The organism is Paenibacillus sp. FSL R5-0766 (assembly GCF_037971845.1).
Lineage (GTDB): Bacteria > Bacillota > Bacilli > Paenibacillales > Paenibacillaceae > Paenibacillus.
In genome coordinates this window covers 4,285,658-4,305,814 of record NZ_CP150227.1, presented here as the reverse complement: position 1 = coordinate 4,305,814, position 20,157 = coordinate 4,285,658, and the positions used below count along the sequence as shown (strand labels likewise).

The 20,157-nt window shown below is 45.7% G+C and carries 19 protein-coding genes; 12 read left to right on the top strand and 7 right to left on the bottom strand.

Annotation, left to right across the window (positions count from 1 at the left end; translation table 11 throughout):
- The first annotated feature begins 181 nt into the window (after window positions 1-181).
- From MKY66_RS18520 to MKY66_RS18485, 8 genes are all read left to right on the top strand, one after another.
- Entirely contained in the window at window positions 182-1,054 is an 873-nt protein-coding gene (locus MKY66_RS18520) for a GDSL-type esterase/lipase family protein (protein WP_256704176.1), read from the top strand.
- The gene (locus tag MKY66_RS18515) at window positions 1,055-2,020 is read left to right on the top strand and encodes an ABC transporter ATP-binding protein (protein ID WP_076209975.1); all 966 of its coding nucleotides are present in this window, start codon (window positions 1,055-1,057) and stop codon (window positions 2,018-2,020) included.
- Complete coding sequence (locus tag MKY66_RS18510) at window positions 2,013-3,002, top strand: ABC transporter permease (protein ID WP_036613298.1); 990 nt, start codon at window positions 2,013-2,015, stop codon at window positions 3,000-3,002. Before MKY66_RS18515 ends, MKY66_RS18510 begins: the two co-directional genes overlap by 8 nt.
- 76 nt (window positions 3,003-3,078) lie before the next feature.
- The gene (gene parE, locus MKY66_RS18505) at window positions 3,079-5,058 is read left to right on the top strand and encodes a DNA topoisomerase IV subunit B (protein WP_076209976.1); all 1,980 of its coding nucleotides are present in this window, start codon (window positions 3,079-3,081) and stop codon (window positions 5,056-5,058) included.
- A 12-nt stretch (window positions 5,059-5,070) separates the two neighbouring features.
- A complete protein-coding gene (gene gyrA / locus MKY66_RS18500; protein ID WP_076209977.1) occupies window positions 5,071-7,533 on the top strand; it encodes a DNA gyrase subunit A in 2,463 nt (820 codons plus the stop codon).
- Between the two features lie 228 nt (window positions 7,534-7,761).
- A complete protein-coding gene (locus MKY66_RS18495) occupies window positions 7,762-8,202 on the top strand; it encodes a MarR family transcriptional regulator (protein ID WP_036613306.1) in 441 nt (146 codons plus the stop codon).
- Between the two features lie 272 nt (window positions 8,203-8,474).
- Window positions 8,475-8,921: a MarR family transcriptional regulator gene (locus MKY66_RS18490; RefSeq protein ID WP_076209978.1), complete on the top strand. Its 447-nt coding sequence runs from the start codon at window positions 8,475-8,477 to the stop codon at window positions 8,919-8,921.
- The gene (locus tag MKY66_RS18485) at window positions 8,918-10,429 is read left to right on the top strand and encodes a DHA2 family efflux MFS transporter permease subunit (RefSeq protein ID WP_076209979.1); all 1,512 of its coding nucleotides are present in this window, start codon (window positions 8,918-8,920) and stop codon (window positions 10,427-10,429) included. The genes MKY66_RS18490 and MKY66_RS18485 overlap by 4 nt, the downstream gene beginning before the upstream one ends.
- 106 nt (window positions 10,430-10,535) lie before the next feature.
- Here the strand turns inward: MKY66_RS18485 and MKY66_RS18480 are convergent, their stop codons facing one another.
- From MKY66_RS18480 to MKY66_RS18470, 3 genes are all read right to left on the bottom strand, one after another.
- Window positions 10,536-10,880, bottom strand: coding sequence for an MGMT family protein (locus MKY66_RS18480; protein ID WP_036613313.1), 345 nt, complete (start codon window positions 10,878-10,880; stop codon window positions 10,536-10,538).
- 117 nt (window positions 10,881-10,997) lie between these two features.
- Window positions 10,998-11,729, bottom strand: coding sequence for an RNA pseudouridine synthase (locus MKY66_RS18475; protein ID WP_076209980.1), 732 nt, complete (start codon window positions 11,727-11,729; stop codon window positions 10,998-11,000).
- Between the two features lie 2 nt (window positions 11,730-11,731).
- The gene (locus tag MKY66_RS18470; protein ID WP_017687801.1) at window positions 11,732-12,595 is read right to left on the bottom strand and encodes a class I SAM-dependent methyltransferase; all 864 of its coding nucleotides are present in this window, start codon (window positions 12,593-12,595) and stop codon (window positions 11,732-11,734) included.
- Between the two features lie 227 nt (window positions 12,596-12,822).
- Between MKY66_RS18470 and MKY66_RS18465 the strand changes: the two genes are divergently transcribed.
- The 3 genes from MKY66_RS18465 to MKY66_RS18455 are packed head-to-tail and all read left to right on the top strand — an operon-like array spanning window position 12,823 to window position 14,706.
- Entirely contained in the window at window positions 12,823-13,275 is a 453-nt protein-coding gene (locus tag MKY66_RS18465; protein ID WP_076209981.1) for a flavodoxin, read from the top strand.
- A gap of 5 nt (window positions 13,276-13,280) precedes the next feature.
- Entirely contained in the window at window positions 13,281-14,087 is an 807-nt protein-coding gene (locus tag MKY66_RS18460) for a hypothetical protein (protein WP_076209982.1), read from the top strand.
- A 52-nt stretch (window positions 14,088-14,139) separates the two neighbouring features.
- Window positions 14,140-14,706 carry a nitroreductase family protein gene (locus MKY66_RS18455; protein ID WP_076209983.1) on the top strand — a complete coding sequence of 189 codons (567 nt, stop codon included), beginning with the start codon at window positions 14,140-14,142 and terminating at the stop codon, window positions 14,704-14,706.
- A 20-nt stretch (window positions 14,707-14,726) separates the two neighbouring features.
- Here the strand turns inward: MKY66_RS18455 and MKY66_RS18450 are convergent, their stop codons facing one another.
- A complete protein-coding gene (locus tag MKY66_RS18450) occupies window positions 14,727-16,184 on the bottom strand; it encodes a 4-hydroxyphenylacetate 3-hydroxylase N-terminal domain-containing protein (protein ID WP_076209984.1) in 1,458 nt (485 codons plus the stop codon).
- Between the two features lie 202 nt (window positions 16,185-16,386).
- A complete protein-coding gene (locus MKY66_RS18445) occupies window positions 16,387-16,539 on the bottom strand; it encodes a DUF1540 domain-containing protein (RefSeq protein WP_076209985.1) in 153 nt (50 codons plus the stop codon).
- 525 nt (window positions 16,540-17,064) lie between these two features.
- Here MKY66_RS18445 and MKY66_RS18440 point away from each other — a divergent pair.
- Complete coding sequence (locus MKY66_RS18440) at window positions 17,065-17,877, top strand: ATP-binding protein (RefSeq protein ID WP_076209986.1); 813 nt, start codon at window positions 17,065-17,067, stop codon at window positions 17,875-17,877.
- Between the two features lie 95 nt (window positions 17,878-17,972).
- Here the strand turns inward: MKY66_RS18440 and MKY66_RS18435 are convergent, their stop codons facing one another.
- Complete coding sequence (locus tag MKY66_RS18435) at window positions 17,973-19,439, bottom strand: HAMP domain-containing sensor histidine kinase (protein WP_076209987.1); 1,467 nt, start codon at window positions 19,437-19,439, stop codon at window positions 17,973-17,975.
- Complete coding sequence (locus tag MKY66_RS18430; RefSeq protein ID WP_036672909.1) at window positions 19,424-20,110, bottom strand: response regulator transcription factor; 687 nt, start codon at window positions 20,108-20,110, stop codon at window positions 19,424-19,426. The genes MKY66_RS18435 and MKY66_RS18430 overlap by 16 nt, the downstream gene beginning before the upstream one ends.
- Window positions 20,111-20,157: the final 47 nt, after the last annotated feature.

The window sequence follows — 20,157 nt, the reverse complement described above, 5'->3', positions numbered from 1 at the left end:
GAATTCTGCGAATATAGCGCCAAAATTTGCAAATTAACGACAGAACATTTATGTTATTTAGGAATAGCATCATTAGGGCGTGTCTGAAAACTCCGAAGTAAGCGGATTTTCAGACACGCCTTAATGTAAAGTCATTATAAATGATAAAGCACCCGGACTGGTGTACATGAGCGGAGATGTGATGATGAAAAAGAAAAAAAGCCTTGATTCAGCACCATGGATCTGGAGAACTGTTAGTACAGTATCCATCTTGGCAACTTTGTTGTTGTTATTTGGATTTGGATACGCCATAAAAGACGTGATTTTTCCCGAGGGAGATTCCGCATTGACTACAGGACAGGAGACAACCGTACCACCTAAGAATAACGATGGGCAAACGGCTGTCGTGGACGATGGCAAGATTCGGATGGCCGTCATCGGTGATTCCCTGGCAAGAGGCACGGGGGATGATGAAGGACTCGGTTTTGTGAGACGTGCAGGCAACCTGCTTAAAGATAAAGGATATGACGTTCAGGTTCTTAATAATCTGGGTGTAAACGGTTTGAGAACAGATGCTTTATTGGAAAAACTCGATGAGCAAGGTGTACGTTACGTTCTGCAGCAGTCCAATTTTATTTTGCTCTCGATCGGTGCAAATGATTTGTTCCAGGGAGGACAAGTTCTACAGGGGGAAGATGCGCCAACAGCAGAGCAGCTGGCAGCGGCTTTGCCGGAAACGTCGAAGCGCCTTCAAGAGATATTGAAGAAAGTCAAAGAAATTAATCCCGATGCACAGATTGCGTACATAGGGCTGTACAATCCATTTGGAGATGTGAAGGAACTCGAGAAGCCGGGTAATGCAGTGGTTGCTGCATGGAACGATGCTGCGCTGGCTATTTTGAACAATGAGGACAAGATGACACTGGTCCCTACATTCGATTTATTTGAAAATCATCTGGGGGAGTATCTCTCGTCAGATCATTTCCATCCCAACGGACAAGGTTATGAGCAAATTGCAGTTCGGATTGCACAGGAATTCCAGGCAGATACATCGGCAGAAGGGAGCGGAAATTAAATGGCAGAGCAGCAGTATGATTCCGTCTTGTCTGTACAGCATCTGAAGAAGCGGATTGGACGCAAGTGGATCATTAAGGACGTTACATTTGACGTGAAACCGGGTGAAATTTTTGGATTTCTCGGTCCCAACGGTGCCGGAAAAACAACAACGATACGGATGCTGGTGGATCTGATCAAACCAACAGAAGGGAAAATTAAAGTCTGTGGTTATGATGTGAATCGGGACCCTGAGCGTGCTTTGAAGTATGTAGGCTCCATTGTTGAAAATCCGGAGGTATATACATATCTGACAGGGTGGGAGAACCTGGAGCATTTTGCCCGCATGCAACCAGGTGTGGACAACGAGCGCATTCAGGAAGTTGTAGATATTGTGCGTCTGGATCAGCGGATTCACGATAAAGTTAGAACATACTCATTGGGTATGCGTCAACGGCTTGGTATTGCACAAGCGCTGCTTGGGCGACCGCGTCTGCTCATTCTGGATGAACCGACAAATGGCCTTGATCCAAAAGGCATTAAGGAACTTCGTGTCTTTATTAAGCAACTTGCCAGTGAAGGTATGGCTGTATTTGTCAGCAGTCACTTGTTAAGTGAGATTCAGCTTCTCTGTGACAGAGTAGCCATTATCAGTGCTGGGCGTGTGCTTGCCGTTGGAGGTGTAAGCGAACTGATTGAAGATCATTCCAAGTTGGCCATATGGCACATTTCACCACTGGAGCAAGGCAAAAAGATGTTGCTGGATGCAGGCATTACTCTGGTAGGTAGACCTGCGGATGTGATGGATGATACCATTGTGGCGGGCCTTGGTCCTAACGCTGTGGTTGCCGAGATGCATGAAGATCGAATTCCTGATCTGGTGCAGCAGATGGTTCAAGCAGGTATTCAGGTTGAAGGGGTACAGCGGATTCAGCCTACGCTTGAACAACTATTTTTAAAAATGACAGAAGGTGAATCCATTGAGTAATATCATGCCGCTGATTCGCAATGAAACGATTAAGATGGTGAAGAAAAAACGGCTTTATATTATATTTATTGTACTTGCGGTCCTCGTACCGATGTTTACGTATGCCCAGATGAAATCTGCGGAGAATAATCGTGACAAGTTTGGCGGCGATTGGCGTCTTGAACTGCAACAGGCCATCACAGACAATCAAAACTCGCTTGGTAGCGATCGGGTGCCTGAAGAGTACAAAAAATATAGAACAGTATATATCCAGCAGATGCAGTATTATCTTGAAAATGACATCAATCCCAAAGAACCGGGCGGTGTTACCTTTACGCGGGAGTTCATGAACAACGCAGTTGGATTGTTTATTCCACTGTTAATCATGGCTATTGCTTCAGATCTTGTTTCCGGTGAACGTACGACAGGTACGATTAAAATGCTTTTAACGCGTCCGGTTAGACGCTGGAAAGTGCTTCTGAGTAAATTAATTACGCTGATTATGTTTGTTTCAATCATAGTGGTATCAGCCTACATTATATGTTATGTCATATCGGGTGCGGTCTTTGGTTATAAAGGCTTCAACATGCCCATCTTCACAGGATTCAAAGTTGTGGGAACAGATGTCGATATGTCGGCAGTGCATGCTGTAGACCAGTGGCTGTATATGCTTATGCAGGCAGGGCTGATCTGGTTTGTGAGTGTAATTGTGGCTATGCTTGCATTTATGGTATCCGTGCTTGTGCGCAGTACTGCTGCAAGTATCGTTATCATGATGGCCGCGCTGATTGCAGGAACAATCTTGACAAGTATGGCAGCATCTTGGCAGACAGCGAAGTATCTGTTCATGGTTAACCTCGAACTTCCGAATTATTTGTCTGGCGGATTACCTCCAATCGAGGGTATGAATTTAGGTTTTTCCCTTATTGTGCTTAGTGTTTGGGGCATTGCTTCACTCATTGTGTCATTCCTTGTCTTTACGAAACGGGATATCTTGAATTAAAATGGACAAGGATAAGAAAACATCTGTTTGCATTTTAGGCATTTTTTTAGTTGCAAGTTAAGAAGGGGGAGCATGAATGGTCGAGCAAATCGATATGTCGGCAGGTTCGACAGGCGGAGGACAGGGGTCTTCAGGCTACGACGCGGACGACATTCAAGTACTTGAAGGGTTGGTAGCGGTACGGAAACGGCCGGGGATGTACATCGGCAGCACCAGCACTTCAGGTTTACATCATTTGGTATGGGAAATTGTCGACAACGCTGTCGACGAACATCTCGCCAAATTCTGCTCCAAAATCGATATCACGCTGCATAAGGACGGTTCTATTACGGTTCAGGATAACGGAAGGGGAATTCCGACAGGTATACATAAAACAGGGATTCCTACTCCCCAGGTCGTGTTTACGATTTTGCACGCAGGCGGAAAGTTCGGTGGATCAGGATACAAAAAATCAGGCGGTTTGCACGGTGTAGGTGCGTCAGTTACAAACGCATTGTCTGAGTGGCTTGAAGTCGAGATTTTCCGTGATGGCAAGATTCATCGTCAGCGATTCGAGTATTGGAAGGACAAAAAAGGGATTGAACATGTCGGTGAACCGGTCTCCGGTCTCGAAGTGATGGGCAATACCAATCGGACAGGAACAAAAGTTACATTTAAACCGGATATTCGGGTGTTCCAGAGCGGCATTCAATTCAATTATGATACATTGGCAGAACGTCTTCAGGAGATTGCTTTTCTGAATTCGGGTCTGAGAATTGTGCTCAAGGATGAACGTTCGGGCAATCAGGATGAATACATGTATGAAGGCGGAGCAAGCCAGTTTGTTGCTTTTCTTAACGAAAATAAAGATGTGTTGCATGATGTTATTCACTTCTATGCGGAGAAGGATGACATTGAAGTCGAAGTGGCAATCCAGTATAACGCGGGTTATACGGAAACACTGGCTTCGTTCGTGAACTCAATCCCTACTCGGGGCGGCGGTACTCATGAGACCGGATTCAGGGCTGCGTATACCCGTGTAATGAATGATTACGCGCGGCGTACCAGCATGATCAAGGAAAAAGATAAAAATCTCGAAGGTAATGACCTGCGTGAAGGTATGATGGCCGTCATCAGTGTCAAAATGTCAGATGTTGAGTTCGTAGGTCAGACCAAGGATCAGCTCGGCAGCGCTTCCGCTCGAAGTGCAGTGGATTCGGTCGTGTCCGAAAATATTCAAAGGTTTCTGGAAGAAAACCCGCAGGTAGCTCAAACGTTAATTCGCAAAGCGGTTCAAGCCTCCAGAGCCAGAGAAGCAGCTCGCAAAGCACGTGATGATATGCGTACAGGCAAGAAACGCAGTGAGAGTTCCAACCTGAACGGCAAACTAACGCCGGCGCAATCAAAGGATTTTACCCGAAATGAGTTGTTTATTGTTGAAGGGGATTCCGCAGGTGGTTCTGCCAAACAGGGACGTGACTCGAAGATTCAGGCTATTCTGCCGCTCAAGGGAAAACCGCTCAATCCGGAAAAATCGAAGCTGGCTGATATTCTCAAAAATGAAGAATACCGCGCTATTACAGCGGCGATCGGGGCGGGCATTGGAACCGAATTTGCAGTTGAAGACAGCAATTATTCCAAAATTATCATTATGACCGATGCTGATACCGATGGTGCACATATTCAGGTGCTGCTGTTGACCTTCTTTTATCGTTATATGAAGCCTTTAATTGATGCAGGCAAAGTATATATTGCTCAGCCGCCATTATACAAACTTACTCGTAAGTCTGGTAAGCTTGCGACAGTTCGATATGCATGGACGGATGAAGAGCTGGCTAATTATATGAAGGAATTCGGTAATAATGTTGAGCTTCAACGTTATAAAGGACTAGGTGAAATGAACCCGGATCAACTGTGGGAGACCACAATGAATCCGGAAACTCGCGCGATGCTGAAGGTACAGATTGTTGATGCAGCAAAAGCAGAACGTCGTGTATCTACGCTCATGGGTGATAAGGTTGATCCGCGTAAACGCTGGATTGTAGAGAACGTCGACTTTACAGAGTACGAAGAATAGAAGGTGCTTGGAATGAGTCCATCAGAACAATTTATGCCGGCCTTTCTCGAAGAGGTCGTTGGGGACCGTTTCGGTCGCTACTCCAAATATATTATTCAGGATCGAGCCATTCCGGATGTCCGGGATGGGTTGAAGCCAGTACAACGGCGTATTCTGTACGCCATGTACGATTCAGGTAATACGCCTGACAAGACTTACCGCAAGTCTGCCAAAACCGTTGGGGACGTAATGGGTAATTATCATCCACATGGTGACTCATCCATCTATGAGGGCATGGTGCGGATGGCTCAGCCATGGAAAATGGGCCATATGCTCGTGGACGGTCATGGTAACTGGGGATCACAGGATGATGACCCGGCAGCGGCAATGCGGTATACGGAGGCCCGTTTGTCGCCCATCGCGATGGAGATGCTTCGCGATATCGAGAAACGGACGGTTCTGTTTAAGGATAATTTTGATAATACGGCCAAAGAACCGGTTGTATTGCCATCCCGTTATCCGAACTTGCTGGTTAATGGTGTCAGCGGTATTTCCTCCGGATTTGCAACGGAGATCCCTCCACACAATTTGCGTGAAGTCATTGATGCTTCAATCGCTGTGATGGAGAAACCGTCGATTGAGCTGGACGAGATCATGATGTTTATGAAGGGTCCTGACTTTCCAACAGGCGGATTGATTATGGGCGGTGACGGCATTCTGGATGCCTATCGCACAGGTAAGGGACGGATCTATATCCGGTCCAAAACCGAGATTGAAAACATGCGCGGTGGCAAACAGCAGATCGTCATTACCGAGATCCCTTATCAGGTCGTGAAGTCTCGTCTCGTTACAGCGATGGAGAACATCCGACTTGAGAAGAAGGTTGAAGGTATTGCTGAAGTGCGTGATGAGAGTGGACGTGAAGGTCTGCGAATCGTGGTTGAGCTGAAAAAAGAAGCGGACGCACAAGGTATTTTGGCTTATTTGCTGAAGAAAACCGACTTGCAGGTCACCTATAACTTCAATATGGTGGCGATTGTGAATAAAGCACCTCACCAATTAGGATTGAAGTCGATCCTCGAGGCTTACATTGCCCATCAGCGGGAAGTTGTAACATTCCGTACCCGGTTTGAGCTGGAGAAGGCGCAAGACCGTGCACATGTGCTCGAGGGCTTGGTAAAAGCACTTAACATCCTTGACGAGGTCATTGCAGCGATCAAAGCGTCGAAGAACCGGCAGGATGCTCAGAATAACCTGATGTGGATGTTTGGATTCACGGAACGCCAAGCGGATTCCATCCTTACTTTGCAATTGTACCGTTTGACGAATCTGGAGATTAATTCTCTGGAGAAGGAACTCGGTGATTTGATGAAAAAGATTGCACAACTACAATCCATTCTGGATAGTGACCGCAAGCTCATCGGAGTCATCCGCAAAGAATTGATGGAGATTCGTGATAAATACGGCATAGACCGTCGTTCTGCGATTCAGGGTGAAGTGGAAGAACTCAAGGTTAATCTCGAAGTACTTGTGAACGCGGAAGATGTATTTGTTACATTATCCAAAGAGGGATACGTGAAACGTACAGGCATGCAGTCCTTTACACGTTCTGGTGGTGAACGAAGCGGAAGTGGAGTAAAAGACGGCGATTATATCGCTCAGGTTCTGGAAGTAAATACACTTGAGAATCTGCTTGTCTTTACGAGGAAAGGTCAGTATTTCCTGTTACCTGTTCATCAGGTACCTGAATTCAAGTGGAAAGACCCGGGCACAGCCATTGTGAACGTAATTCCTCTTGCGAAAGATGACCGTATTGCAAGTGTGCTTGCTGTGAAATCCTTTGAAGAGCCGAATCACAGTCTGGTCTTTGTCACACGAAGAGGACAGGTGAAACGAACGGAACTGAAGGATTATGTTACCAAACGTTCCGGTGCAGTTGCGGCTTGTAAAGTGGGCAAGGACGATGAAGTGTTATCTGTACATCTGAGTACAGGTGGTCAAGATATTATGTTGATTACAAAAGAAGCCATGGCGATTCGTTTCCGAGAGGATGAGGTCAATCCAATGGGACGTGTATCCGGTGGTGTTCGTGGTATTCAGTTAAGAGATACAGATGAAGTTGTATCGGCTCTATGGGTAGAAGGAGATGAAGGTGAAGTTGCCGTGTTGTCCGATCTGGGATATGGTAAACGATCATTACTTCTGGATTACGCTATACAGAGCCGTGGAGGCAAGGGGCTTGCCACATTCGAGTTCAAAGAAGGCAAACGTGTGAAACCGAATGGTAGCCGTATTGTTGGAGCGTTTTATTGCAAAGAGCAACGTAAGATCACTGTAATGACCAAGGAAGGCCAAGTGTTCCCGATCTCTTCGGAAGGTGTTCCGATTACAGAGCGCAAACATATTGGCAAGCTGATCGTTCATGTAGACAAACAGGACGAGATCGTTGAACTTCTAAGGGACTTTAATGAGAATCAACCAGCAGCATCTTCATAAAAACAAACAAACGAGACTTTTCGCAGAACAGCTAATCCTGTCATGCGAGGAGTCTTTTTTTGTTGTTCGAAGGCGGATTAGAAGAGGGCATTCATGCGAAGTTTAACAACCTTCGTCGATTACGGTCGATCGCTAGGAAATTGAAAAAAGGCAGCAGGAATGCGGCTTTGGAGCGCGAAAACTTAAGCAGGTGAAGTGATAACCGGTTGCAGAGAGGAGCGATGGAAGATGTATAATTCCGATTTTGCCAAGTGCTGGTCCAGGTTGACCAAAGATTATAAATTGCATATGGATCAAGAGCTGGCACCCTCATTAACAGAGGCTCAGCTGGCTGTTCTGGAGGTACTTGAAGATCATCAGAAAATGAAACCTTCGGATCTGATTCCTTATCTGTCTACTACGCCAGCTGCTGTAACCATGCTGCTCGATCGAATGGAGAAGAATGATCTGATTCGCAGGAATCGGGATAATCAGGATCGACGCATTGTGTGGGTATCTCTGTCAGAGAAAGGAAGAATGGAGACAGAGCGGGGAATCACCATCCGTAATGAATTCATGAACTCTGTTCTCAGTAACATTTCGATGCACAATCAACAATTGCTGGTATATCTGTTAGGCAAAATGACAACACCCAAGACCAAAGAGCCTGCCTTATCTACTTCGGTATGATACCATGCTGATTCTGAATAACCATAGGAGTGCCTGCTCGTTTCATGCAGGAGCCCTATGGTTATTTTATTTACAAATTACATATGATACACACTGTGTCCAGGTTAGTTGAGTAAAAACATGGATGTAACACAGTTAGTATGTCCTAATATTATTTTTGTGAATTCATATGTAAAGAGTTGACTATGTAAATATTTTTGTTATAATAAATAATTGTTCCCCTGATATTTCGTGTACGAAATATTATATTCCAAAAGTAAAAGGGTGAAACAATGACTGATACGTATGAAGTATTCTATATTATTAATTCGTTCCGCCAAGTGAATCAAATGCTTTTTCGAGCATTTTGGAATGAAAACAAGGAGATCGAGCTGACTTCGATTCAGTTTATGGTGTTATCCATCCTGAGGGAGCGTCCTTCCATTGGCATCAATGAAGTGGCTGAGCTATGCCATATGGGCAGCAGTTCCATGAGTGCTGTTGTGGAGCGACTGGTCAAAGGGGAGTATATCGTTCGGACACGTTCGGATGCTGACCGCCGATCCGTTAAGCTTCAGATCACGGACAAAGGGGAACAGGCCCAACAGGAAACGCACCATTTGTGGATGGAAAGAGTGTCACCCATTCTGGATATATCGAAGGACGACCTTGAGCACCTACTTAGAATTCATAGTCAAATGATTGAAAAGTTAGAAGGAAGAGAGATGAACAACATATGAGTACGACTACTGCTGCAGCTCCATCCTCAGCGATGGACAACATCAAGAAAGGCCCGATTGTAGCGGCATTGTTAATTGGTGCCTTTGTGGCATTCCTGAACCAAACCCTGATGAACGTAGCGCTTCCTAAAATCATGGAAGACCTCGCGATCAATGCAAACAAAGCCCAATGGTTAACCACGGGTTACATGCTTGTGAACGGTGTACTGATTCCGGTTACGGCATATCTGATTGCCAAATTTTCAACGCGTCAAATTTTCATTACAGCCATGACTCTATTTACCATAGGTACATTAGTCTGTGGTCTTAGTCCAACCTTCACCATTCTGATGGTAGGTCGTGTCATTCAAGCGGCAGGTGCAGGTATTCTGATGCCTCTCATGACCGTTGTATTCCTGACCATCTTCCCGATTGAGAAACGCGGTCAGGCCATGGGAACCATGGGGATTGCGATGATTCTGGCTCCTGCGATTGGGCCTACACTTTCAGGTTATGTGGTTGAGCATTATTCCTGGAGATTGTTGTTCTACATCATCTTGCCATTCTCTATAATTGCAACGGCAATTGGTATTGCTTTTGTTAAAAACGTAACACGTCAATCCAGACCTAAACTGGATTATCCAGGCGTTATTTTATCTACACTAGGTTTTGGTAGTTTGCTGTACGGATTCAGTGATGCGGGTACCGATGGATGGGGCAGTGCAATTGTCATTGGATGTCTCGTCGTAGGTGCGATATCCCTGATTCTGTTCGTTATTCGTCAACTGACAACAGATCATCCGCTCCTTGAGTTCCGTATTTTCAAGTACAACATGTATACATTAACAACAATTATCAACATGCTCGTGACCATGGCGATGTTTGCAGGTATGATCCTGCTTCCTATTTTCCTGCAAAATATTCGTGGATTCTCACCAATTGAATCAGGACTTCTGATGATGCCCGGTGCGATATTGATGGGGATTATGTCTCCAATTACAGGTCGCATATTTGATAAAGTGGGCGCACGCTGGCTTTCGGTTGCAGGTCTTGCCATTACGGCAATTACAACTTTTGGACTGAGTCGTCTGGCAATCGATACTACCTACGGCTACATGATGTTTATCTACACGGCTCGTATGTTCGGTATGTCGATGCTGATGATGCCAATCCAGACAGCAGGTCTGAATCAACTGCCTCAACGTCTGAACGCGCATGGTACAGCGATGTCCAATACATTGCGTACAGTTGCCGGTGCGATCGGTACAGCCATTCTGGTTACTATCATGAGTAGTAAGCTCAAAACACATCTGGCGGATGCAGTGGCTGCTGGCCAAGTTGACCCTAATAATAAGACAGCGATGTTAGCAGCTACAGCAGATGCAACGATTTACGGCGTTAACTATGCATTCATCGTGGCTACCGGAATGACCTTAGTTGCTTTGATCATGGCGTTCTTTATTCGGAAAACAAAACCAGCTGTTGAGCCTGTTACTGTAGAACAGGAAAAAGCGACGGCTACAGCATAACGAATATCAGATAAAACCAAAAAGAGAACTCTAGCAGTCGAAGGGGTAACCCTAACTGCCTGAGTTCTCTTTTTTTGGTGTGCGCGATAGGAGGAGAGTACTTTTATTATTCGGGCTGGATCGTTGGATCAATAAGAAATACAGGATCGGGCTCATGACCGAACTGTTTGAGATTAATGGTTCCGTTCAGTTGAAACTCCACACCTTCGCTAATCAGTTCTGTTTCCTGCATCATGCGCGAGTGTTCGTCCGGTATGGAGATTTCTCCTTTTGCATTGACGACACGGTGCCAGGGCAGACGTTCCTTGCGGCTCATCGAGTGCAGAATACGTACGACTTGTCTCGCGGCTCTTGGACTCCCGGCATGGGCTGCAATCTGACCGTAAGTCATCACTTTACCTTCGGGAATCGCCGCGATGATCGCAACGACTTGTTTGGTAAACGGGGTCATCATGATGTCTCCTCTCTGTATTTTAGGTATACAGCTGAAAATATAAGAAAACGTGTCGTTCAGATACAGAATCTGAACGACACGTGATATGGACAGATCTAACCTGATCTTCTGTATTTATAGAGGTTGTCCAAAAGCGTTTTGGTACACGACAGCGGGCCATTCTGCCCAGGGGAATTCTCTTGCAGGCAAAGATTGCAGAATAACTTCTTCCTTAGTAACTGGATGAGGAAAAGCAGCAATCGCAGACCATAGAGCAATCTGTTGCCCGGGTTTATTCACGCTTGCGCCGTACTTCTGATCCCCGTACAGAGGGCAGCCGATTTCTTTCATTTGCACTCGAATCTGATGAGATCTGCCGGTGTGCAGTTCGATATGGACGAGGCTGTAACGGTCTGTCTCGCCGATAACACGGTAATCCAGAACGGCATCCTTACCGCCAGCCGTACCTTTAGGTACAACAGTAACAGTATTTGTACGTGCATCTTTCAGGAGCGTGTGTTTTAACGTTCCCTGCTGTGCAGGCAACTTGCCATGTACAACAGCCGCATATATTTTACGGAAATGACGTCCTCGCACAGTCTCGGACAATCTCGAAGCTGCTTTGGATGTCTTGGCAAAGATCATTGCCCCTCCAACCGGACGATCAAGTCGGTGTACTAACCCGAGATAGACATTGCCAGGTTTGTTATATCGTTCTTTCAGATCTTGCTTCAGCAATGTAAGCAAATCTGGATCACCTGATGCATCTTCCTGGGTAGGTACATTGACCGGCTTCGTAATACCTAACAGATGGTTGTCTTCGAACAGAATCGGAATTGCATCGTGATCATGCCGATGTTCTGACATGATTAAGACTCCCAACGGCCCAGAATACCACAAGGCAGATCTAGACCACTGCGTGTGATCGGCAGACCAATTTCACCTGCAGTAATGTCACCGCCGTACTGAGCAGACATCGTCATGGTCAACATGTTGCGCAGAACCGTAGAGGAAATGCCCGTAGTGTAAGAGTTAACCAGCATGAATAATGGATTATCCGACAAGATCGTCATACACGACTTCAAGAAAGGATATAGGTTCTCTTCCAGTTTCCATGTCTCTCCATTAGGGCCTCGGCCATATGAAGGAGGGTCCATAATAATGGCGTCGTAACGATTTCCGCGACGTTGTTCCCGTTGTACGAATTTGAATACATCATCTGTAATAAAACGAACAGGGCGATCAGCCAGTCCGGATAATTGAACATTTTCCTTGGCCCATTGAACCATGCCTTTAGCTGCATCCACATGTACAACAGAAGCGCCAGCGTATGCTGCGGCTACCGTTGCTCCACCTGTATAGGCAAACAGGTTCAAGACAGAAATAGGACGTCCTGCATTGGAGATTTTATCCATCATCCAACTCCAGTTGGCGGCTTGTTCAGGGAATAGGCCAGTGTGCTTAAAGCTGGTGGGTTTAATGTGGAATTTCAGGTTTTCATATCCGATCGTCCAGCGCTCGGGAATGGGCTTTTTCATATCCCAGTTACCGCCACCGGAAGAGCTGCGATGGTAGTGACCATGCACCTGACGCCATTCATTGGTTTCTTGCTCAAGGGGCCAGATAATCTGTGGATCGGGTCTGCGTAAAATCACATCTCCCCAACGCTCCAGTTTCTCGCCGCCTCCTGTATCGATTACTTCATAGTCCTTCCAATTCTTAGCTACGTACATAATGATTTATCCATCCTTCAAAAGTCATTTGGATACTATTGTACAACAAAAAAGGGCTTGTACGCCAGTTGGGGGACGGGAGTGTACCATATACTGAAAAACAAAGATAACCAAAAATTTAATTTGACAATGATAATCATTATCACATATGATTTTGTTAATCCAAAATTCATTCTTTCTTCATAGAGAGAATATAACATGATCAAGTTAAAGTGAGGGAAAAATAGATGGCTAAATTGTTAGTGGCTTATGCAAGCATGACAGGAAATACAGAAGAAATTGCAGAACTGATTGTGGAAGGAATTACACAGGGAGGCCACGAGGCAGACCTGAAATCCGTTACGGATTGTAATGCATCTGATGTATTGGACTATGACGGATTCATGATCGGTGTGTACACTTGGGGAGACGGGGAGTTGCCAGATGAATTCCTTGATTTCTATGAGGAGCTGGATGAGCTTGACCTGAGTGGTAAGAGGGCTGCGGTGTTTGGTAGTGGTGACACCTCGTATGAGCAGTTCTGCGGTGCAGTTGATCTCGCGGCTGCCAAGCTGCAAGAGCGTGGGGCGGAGGTATCTCCAGAGCTGTTGAAAATTGAATATAGTCCGCTTGAGCAGGAGAAGGAAACATGCCGTGACTTTGGCAAACGCTTCGCTGCTGCCGGATTACAGGTATCCTAAAGATCATGTTAAGACATAATGTTCAGGCAGCGATGCCAGTCGGAAGGAATGACCTTCCTGAACGTCTGCTTGAAGATTATAGATTGGAAGAAATGCTGCGCAGCCCACACCGATTCATCCGCCCTGAACCAGTGTCTGAGCAGCGTCTTCCACTGCAATGGAGGCACCGTGTACAATATGCGGTGAGCCATGCGGTCAATGCTTTTTACAGTCTCGACCCCGATGTTCGCAAAGAGGTACCCGTACAGTATTTACTTGAGAAGTGGTGGCCCAGAAAGACGGATGGTTTCGAATCTGTTCTCCATTACTGGGATGTGAAGAACAAGATTACGGATGAATTGTCACTCGCCATTGCAATGAACGATGATCTGAAGCATCCAGCCATTCTTTTTGAACAGTGGAGAACGGAGTTACCTTCATTATCCATGCATTTGTCGATGATATTTCAGGCGGCCTGGCAACCAGAAGGCTGGGATTCGCTGCTTATTCAGAAATATATGGTTGTCCATGATCCAAACGTAGTTGAGGCGTTTCAGCATATGGCCAGTGCATTCTGCTGGGAAGCCTTCGGAAAATTACCGGGTATGATCGAGATATACTGCTTGTTGGAAGGACGCAAAATTAGGTACATCCCTGGACGCCAGTCTCTGATCCGTTCCATGGACTACATTCGCTTGATACGTGACAGCATGCCTCAAGCAGAAGTGTTGGAGTCAGAACAGTTTACGACGCGTGATAAAGCGCGCATCCACGAAGAGGTAGATCGCTGGAGAACGGAAGCCATTGAACCGAAGAAAACATGGTTGATGTGAAGACAGTTGAAGGATAACGATATATCATGCAGATAGAGGAGGGGAAGTTGCCATGTCTACCGGTCTAAGTCAAGATATAAGCAGCCGCAAGAGACGTGCAGGAACTTGTGAATTCAGTCCGTTGCCAGTACCCCAGTCGGTTATACGAAAGTTGCTTGATGAAGCAGATCCTTCATTATATGTAATGAGTTCAGAACCTTGGAGGTTTATGTTGTTTGCAGGCGAAGGACGACAGCTTTATCTGGAAGCGGTCAGACAGAGCTATCCACCCCATCTGGCTGATCGCTACGGCGATTGGGCTACATATCAATACACGGAAGCAATTCCAACCCATCTGGTTGTCGTGGCGCCTAGAAATGCCCGTGAGGATGATCTTCTGCCGGCCAAAGCCTGGAGCAAACGTTTTAGTATTCTGGCTGCGGAACAGGGTTTGAATGCTGTCTGGAAGATCAATGATTATCAACAACATCCTGTGTTTATGAATTTAATGGGTTTGACAAGTGAAGAGAAGGTGCTGGGGGTCTTTCATATCGGTTACGGAGACCAGCCTGCATTGCGGGATATGGATGCAAGCAGACCAGCCTCTGAACTGATGACGGTATATGACCATCTGGTCTAAAAAATGATTCATTAGTTCTCTTATTTGCTGGTGTTGAATAGAAAATCACGAACGAGCTGACGATTCGTCTGATCTTTGTTGTAGACGGAGAACAACCGATTGGATACCGTAAGGACATTGCCAAAAAAGAATCGTTCGAATTGGGTCTGTCTGCCCCCGAATGAACCAGACCCAAGCTCCCAGATCAGGCGGAACAGAGCGTTGCGTTCGTGAGAAGCCATATCGTTCCCTTTCAGATATATATTCAGTGAAGGAGCGATATCGGATTGAAACTCTTCTTCCTGAGGGATCATAATCACCCCGCTCGAACCCAAGAGTTGCAGAATTTCAATCATCTCAGGATAAAGTTTCGGAAAAAGGAGATTGGCTGCCATCAATGGTTTGGGTGCAGGTAATACAAATCCGCGCCCATCTGGGATGGCACCTGCCTCCGCGGCCAAGGCCAATGCTTTTAACGATTCAAGACCTGCGAACACACGTGCAGATTTCTCTATAACATGTGCTTCCGTATTCAGATCCAGCGTATCCGTGAGAAGCTGGATTGTACCGAGAACAAATTCCGTCTTGGCAATATAACGACACAATACCTGATGACCTGCGTGAATATGAAAGTTACTACCACTGAAGAGACGCGAGGAGATTTCCTCACTTCCTGCAAAAAATATTCGTTCATGCGGAACGAGCACCCGGTCAAAGATGACGATATTGTCCATTTCTTCATATCTGGAACTCAGGGGATAATTAGTGTGGGATTCGGCTGCGTAGGTATCCCTGCACACCAGACTGATTCCCGGAAGATCATTGGGGACAGCAAAAGAGAATGCAAATGGATTTTCGTCATCAAATGGGGCGGGAGAAGGTGACGGATAGACAAAAATCTCATCCGATGTGGCAGCTTGTGTAGCCATCATGAATGCTCCGCTAATAATGAGACCTTCCTCGGTGCGATCTACGACCTTTGCAGCAATAGCATCCTCAGTAGCATCCAGTTGCCCTGAGATTTTGCTGGCATATGGCTGAATGAAGGCATGGGATAACGTGATATCATGATCACGGCAGTACGCATAATAATTTTTGAGATTTTCTGCATATTGGGGAGATAGTTCGTTCAGGAGATCGGCACCTGTGTAAAAGGACATTATGGCAGTATTCATGTAATCGGGTGAGCGACCAAGAAAGCCATGATGCACGTTTGCCCAAATATTCATCCCTTCCCGTCGTTTACGGAGGTCATCGGCACTGGTTGGAGGCAGGAAGGATATCCCCACAGGTTTGCCGTCTGCCGGGGAGGCATAGGTCATCGTTTCTGCAAATTTAGAATCCGATTGCAAATCATACATGTGCATCTGAGTCTCCATTAAGCCAGCAAATGCTACATGTTCAGAGCGTTTTCCAGTAATAAGGTTACCTTTGTACCAGCAAGGGACGGACTGTGCATCAATTCGTTCGCGATACTGTGTGCCACTTTTAACAGGCATTGTTATTCACCTCTTGGTTCTAATCGTTCATGGGCATACTGACTTCTTACGTAGTGTACGTAGGTCATCTGTCCAATGTGCATTGAAGAGGTGAGAAGGATTTTTACAGAATAGGGCTTGATAATAATTATCATTCTTGTTACAATAGACAAAGAAAAAAGGAACCGGTAAGGGCTCCTTTAAGTGGATCAATTGAAATTACCTATTTTACTTCAAAAGTCTTACAGTCTGTTTCAGCAGACTGACTTGCTTCTTTGTTACTGTGACTCACAATGTAGATCGAAGAAGCGTTACATTTGTTCTCTTGAGCCCAGTGACGACAGGAATTAACTTCACACAATACGTCTTTTGCCATGATTGATAACCTCACTTTAATTGGATTACAGTCGTTGGTATAAAGAATCCGGATATAACAAGTTGCCGCTTGTCAATCTGGAAAATTTTGTTGCTCTCACGAAATTCGGAGGGCTTTTTTGCGTTATACACAACGATGCACACTTAGAATAGCAAATTTTATTGAAGCTTGCAACCAAATGCCCCCCTCTGTGGCAAAATAGTGGACGTGCTGTGGTTATATTTGCAAAAAGGCAGTAGTATGTTATTATTTAATAGTAATAATTACGATTAAACATCTAATTGATTCTATATAAATTGAACTAAACATTTACACGAAAACGGAGAGGGCAGAAAGAACCTGAAGAAGCGGAGCGTTCGCCTTTATCCCCGGATTTCCCCTCTAGGGAAATAATCAAAAAATCTGGGGATAACAGCGATCGGAAGGTTGTTCTGTCATCGAAGTGGTCAGTGTAAATATTCATTAGTTCAACTTAAATAACTTGAATCATGGACTGAAACCATAAATGAAGGAGCAAGTGTATACATGAGCAAAATAAACCATATGAACCGGATTCCCCGCGCGAAAGGGATCGATATGGCTGCTTTTTACACGCCGAAAGAGTGTAGACGCAAAGCCCAGCATATTGTATTTTCCGCAGAAAATGAGCGTATCATTAACGAATTTATCACCATTCTAGGAATGAAAGAGAAGTTCAGAGAGCATGATGTATCAATCCCCAACAAAATGGTCATGTTCGGGCCTCCCGGTACGGGTAAAACATTAACGGCATCACATCTGGCGGAGCGCCTTGATCTGCCATTGGTTCTTATGAGATTAGATGCGATCATTCATAGCCACCTTGGGGAGACGGGGAGTAACGTACGTAAGTTATTCGAATATGCACGAATGAATCCCTGTGTGTTATTTCTGGATGAATTTGATGCCATAGGCCGGACACGTGAGAGCAATGATGAAGTGAAAGAGATGGCTCGTGTCGTCAATACGTTATTGCAATGTCTGGACGAATTCGATGGGGACAGCATTCTGGTGGCTGCAACGAATCTGGAAACCCAACTGGATCACGCCATCTGGCGGCGGTTTGATACCAAGATGACCTACGGTATGCCTGATGATTCAAGTCGCAAATTGTATATCAGCAAATTGGTAGGGGCATTTGAACAGGAGACTCGGCTGGAAGATTACATATGTGAACGCTTGGCAGGGTGCAGTTATGCGGATATAGAGCAGATTGTTTTGAAAGCAAAGCGGAAAGCAATCATTGCCAGTAGTGTGCTTCATAAGCAACTGATCTCGGATGCTTACGATGAATACAGACCACGTGTATTAGAGTGTTGATTGCTTCCATTCTGGATAAAGCAACAAGGAACATGTTGAACTAGCCCAGTCTCCTGAATGGAGTTCTGGGCTAGTTGTCATGTTAGCGAGGTGCGTTATACTTTAACGGCTGCTCCGTATGCTTTTTCTGTATTCATGGCTTCTTGTGTTGCAGTCCAGCGTGGCAGGCTTAATCTGAACATGCTGCCTTCCGGGCTGCTGGAGACAAGTGTCAGTTCACCGCCCTGTTCCTGAGCGAGTAGGCGGCTATATGTTAATCCTAGACCCAGACCGCGGTTACGACGTTTTTTGAGTTCTCCACGATAGAAACGTTCGAAGATTTTGGGTTGTTCTTCGGCTGCGATACCTGTGCCGTGGTCCTTAACATCAACGTACAGCATCTGTTCTTCTGTACTTAGATAAATGTCGAAGACAGCTTTCTGTTCAGGAGCTGTGGCATGAAGTGCGTTATTAAGCAAATTGACAATGATCTGCTGAATGCGGAGAGCATCCCCCATGGTAAAGAAGTTAATTGGAGGGGCATGCAGCTGAACCTCTGGCATTTTGTCCTCATACGCAATCTTCCACTGATAGATGATCTCACCGACCAACAGCTTCAGATCCGTCCGTTCCTTGCGAACGGCAACACTTCCTGCAGCCATGGCATTATAGTCAAGCAAATCTGCGACCATTCGCTCCATGCGTTCAGATTCCTTCAAAGCGATATCCAAAAATTCTTTTCCTTCCTGTGGACTCACGACATCGTCACGTACTGCCATAACGAGCCCTTTGATGGAAGTTACCGGTGTCTTGAGTTCATGACTTACCCCTGCCAGCGAAAGTGTACGCCATTCTTCAAGTTGTTGGAGACGAGTGGCCATATCGCGAAATGAATTTACAAGTTCATTAATCTCACGTTCTCGTGTATTCAGATCAAGACTCACATCATAATTGCCACCTCGAATCTGTTCAGCGGCATAGGCGACCTGACGAATCGGTCTGGATAACTTTTTGGACAGGAGATAGATTGTAAACCATCCACAGAGGATTAGCCCTCCGAGGATTAGAGCCACGAACCATATCGTCTCTGGACCAAATGTAATGGATTGTTTGGACTGCATGACCCACACTTTGCCCAAGGTTTGATCGCCCTCGGATATGTTGACCGTTACACCTGCATATTTGTTGTTTCGAGGTTCAAGATAATCGTCTGACAGTCGATAATGCACATCTTTTTGCTCCATTTTAGGCTGGGAAAAGATCAATTGATTGTTGTTGTCCAAGATCATGACACAAAAATAATTATCTGTGTTGAATAGTTTCTCTCGCTTGGTTACCAGTCTGTCCAGATCGGGTGGAACCCGAAGCATATTATTTTCACTGGTCACTCGATCGGCAATCTCCAGTCCAAGCAGTTCTGCGGTTTTGAGGCTTTTCTCAATGGAAGTTGTCCGAATCCAGTAGAGTGCCCCTGCCACAATAATCGTGAAACCAATGCACAAAATGAGAAAATATCGCAGTGTCCAGTGTGACAGAATGGATATCGTGCGTTTGGGTTTCTTCTGTTTCAGTTGGCGATCCAAAATTGATACCCCATTCCTCGCAACGTCCGAATTTCTCCCGTCTCTGGCGACCAATGGGAGAGGGCTTGACGTAGTCGTTTAATCGATAGATCCACAGCACGGTCACTGCCATCATAGTCCATCCCCCATACCTGTTCAATAAGATGATCTCTGGTAAATGTACGATTCGGATAATCGGACAGGAAGAACAGTAACGACAGGTCACGAGGTGTGAGTGCAACCTCTGCTCCGTTCAGCAGCACCTGTTTAGCAGCAAGATCAATGACGAGATTTCCAAAGGAACGCTTCTCTTTGCCACCTGAGGTCCAATGTGGATTACGGCGCAACACCGCATTAACTCTGGCGACCACTTCTTCCGGTACAAAAGGTTTGCTCATATAATCGTCAGCACCGGCATTTAGTCCGTTGAGACGGTCTGAAATGTCATCCAGTGCAGTTAGCATGATCACGGGACAAGCACTTTTTTCACGAATAATCCGCAGCAGATCCCATCCGTCCATTCCTGGCAGCATCACATCAAGTAATACAAGGGAAGGCGTTACGGTATCAAAAAGGGTAAGTGCAGTCGGTCCATCTGCTGCATGATGAACTTCAAATTCTGCTTTTCTCAGATAAGCAGCCAGTACTCGTGCAATAGCTTGTTCATCCTCGACGATGAGTATGGATTTCAAGAAAAGCGGTCTCCTTTCATTTCATAAGCTTGTGTACTGATTTTACA